Source organism: Variovorax sp. 01T439_2 (assembly GCF_056398445.1).
Genome location: NZ_JBFTPJ010000863.1, coordinates 1 through 2,560 on the forward strand (window position 1 = coordinate 1; position 2,560 = coordinate 2,560).

Here is a 2,560-nt window from a genome sequence, read left to right on the forward strand (position 1 = left end):
AGCCCGAGGTGCTGGCGTACTGGCCCGTGACGAAGGGCACGTTCTGGCCGATCACGATCTTGGCCTCCTCGTTGTCCAGCGTCAGCAGGTTGGGCGTGGAGAGCACGTTGGCGTCGCCGTCGCTGTTGAAGAAGTTCGCAATGGCGCCCAGGATGTACTGGCCGCCGATCTTGCCGGCAATGCCGAGGTTCAGCCCCGACGACGGCCGCACGTTGGCCACGTCGCGCGTGGCCAGCGCCTGCGTCAGCGCCAGGATGTTGGCGCTGGCCAGGCTCGAATTGGTGCCGATGACCGCGTTGTTGCCCAGCGCGCTCTGCCACTGCACGCCGAAGTTGGCGGCCTTCTTGGCGCTGACCTCGACGATCAGCGCCTCGATCATGACCTGCGCGCGCCGGCCGTCGAGCTTGTCGATCACGGCGCGCATCTGGCGGTACTGCGGCTCGGGCGCCGTGATGATCAGCGAGTTGGTCGACGGGTCGGCCTGGATCTGCCCGCCGGTCGAGGGCTGGTTGGCATTGTTGAGCGGCGCGTTGGCGGCCGCCGAGCCGCCGCCTTGCCCGCTGAGGCTGGTCTGCTGCATGGCCTGCGGAATGTTGGCTTGCGGCTGCGACTGGCCACCACCGCCCGCGGCGCCTGGCGAGCCCGGCGTGCCGGGCAGCTGGTTGGCCGCCATGGCGGCGCGCAGCGTGGCCGCCAGCCGCACCGCATCGGCGTTCTTCAGGTAGACCACGTAGATGTTGCCGGCCGCGCCGTTGCTGCTCTCGGCGGGCGCGCGGTCGAGCTTCTGGACCAGCGTGCGCACCAGCGCCGCGCGCGCCGGGTTGGCCGCGCGCAGGATCAGCGCATTGCTGCGCGGGTCGGCCAGCAAGGTGGTGCGGAACGACGCATCGGCCACACCCGGCGCGGCGGCGCCAGGCGTGGCGCCCGAGCCGCTGCCGTCGACCAGCCGGGTGATCAGCGGCAGCATGTCGGTGGCGATCGAATGCTTGAGCGGGATCACCTCGATGTCGGACGCATTGGGCACGTCGAGCGCCGCGATGATGCGCGCCAGCCGGCGCATGTTGTCCGCGTAGTCGGTGATCACGAGCGAGTTGTTGCCCGGGTTCACGTTGATGGTGTTGTTGGGCGGAATGAGCGGGCGCAGCACCGGCAGCAGGCTGTTCGGCGACTCGTAGTTGAGCCTGAAGATCTGCGTGACGATCTGGTTGCCGGCCACCGAGCCGGCGCTGGGCGTGGCGGTGTTGACGGTCTGGGTCTGGAGCTTGGCGTCGGCCTCGGGCACCACCTTGTAGAGCCCTTCGGCCTCCACCACCGCAAAGCCCTGCAGGCGCAGCGCGGAAGCGAACTGGTTGAACGCCGCGGCCGGCGCGATGGCGCGGTCGGTGACGAGGTTCATCGTGCCCTTGACGCGCGGGTCGACCACCACGTCGCGGCCGGTGACCACCGCCATGGTGCGGGCCACGGCCTCGATGTCGGCGTTGGCGAAGTTGAGCGTGATGGGCTCGCCCCGACGCGGCGCATCGCCGGACTGTGCGAACACGGGCGCGGACTGCAGCAAGGTGGCGGCAACCAGCATCTGCGCTGCGAGTGCAACGGCGGCGAGGCGGCTGCCGGGCGAAGTCAGTGGCTTCATCATGATCAACCCAGGGTGATGATCGAACGCGCGTTGTCGCGCCGCCCGATGATGTTCAACAAATTGGAAAGCGCGTCTTCGCGGCCGGCCGCGGCACTGGCTTCGCCATTGAAGCGAAAGGCGGTGCCGTTCCAGCTGCCGCTGCCGTTCAGCTGCAGGCTGCCTTCGCGCGTGCTCAGCAGCAGGCTCGGGCGGCTGCCGCCTTCGAGCGTGAGGCGGTAGCTGCCCATCGGCTTGAGCGTCGAGAGGCTGGACGACACGTCGGTGGCGTCGAGCGTGGCCTGGCCCGCGATGCGCAGCACGGGGCCGTCCCACTGCATCGAGAGGCCCCGGGTGGAGAGGTCGAGCGTGCCCTCGAGCCTGAGCGTGTTCCAGGGCGCGCCCAGACCGGTCAGCAAAGTGGCGGGCCAGCGCGAACTGCCGTCGCCCCACTGCAGCTGCATGCCGTCCGTGCGCGGGCTGGCCTTGAGCTGGAGCGGCCGCGCCGCGCAGCAGGGCAGGTCGAGCACGGCGAACATGCCGCTCCAGGCCGGGCGCATGCGCCAGTTGAGCGCGCCGGGCAGCGACACCGCCTCGGCGCCGCCGGCGCCGCTGGCAAGCACCACGGCCGCGGTGCCGTTCCAGACCGTGCCGCGCGGGTTGACGAGCAGCAGCCGGCCCTGGCTCCAGTTCGAGAGCGCCGTGGCCAGCCAGCGCGCGGGCGCGAACAGCACCAGCGCCAGCAGCGCCCCCAGCACGATGCCGAGCAGGGCCCAGCGCCAGCCGCGGCGCGGCGCGGATTCGGCAAGGGAGGAGCGCGTCACCATGCGGCCAGGCTCAACGGGCTGCGGGCAGCGCCATCACGAGCGTGCCCTCCCAGCGCACCTTCGCGGGCTGCGGGTCCTTGCTGCCGGCGGCCGGCGGCGCGGCGGCCGCACGGGTCAGGTG

General features: G+C 71.1%; 2 protein-coding genes. Both read right to left on the bottom strand.

The features are described 5' to 3' along the window. Positions 1 to 1,636, bottom strand: a 1,636-nt coding sequence (gene gspD, locus AC1DOC_RS28915; protein WP_478131046.1) for a type II secretion system secretin GspD, incomplete at its 3' end; no start/stop codon positions are given. A 2-nt stretch (positions 1,637 to 1,638) separates the two neighbouring features. Then, positions 1,639 to 2,439, bottom strand: coding sequence for a type II secretion system protein N (gene gspN / locus AC1DOC_RS28920; RefSeq protein WP_012746223.1), 801 nt, complete (start codon positions 2,437 to 2,439; stop codon positions 1,639 to 1,641). Positions 2,440 to 2,560 lie beyond the last annotated feature (121 nt).

Excerpts from the sequence above, each read along its gene's own strand:
- gspN (WP_012746223.1), bottom strand. The coding sequence starts at position 2,439 with ATGGTGACGCGCTCCTCCCTTGCCGAATCCGCGCCGCGCCGCGGCTGG.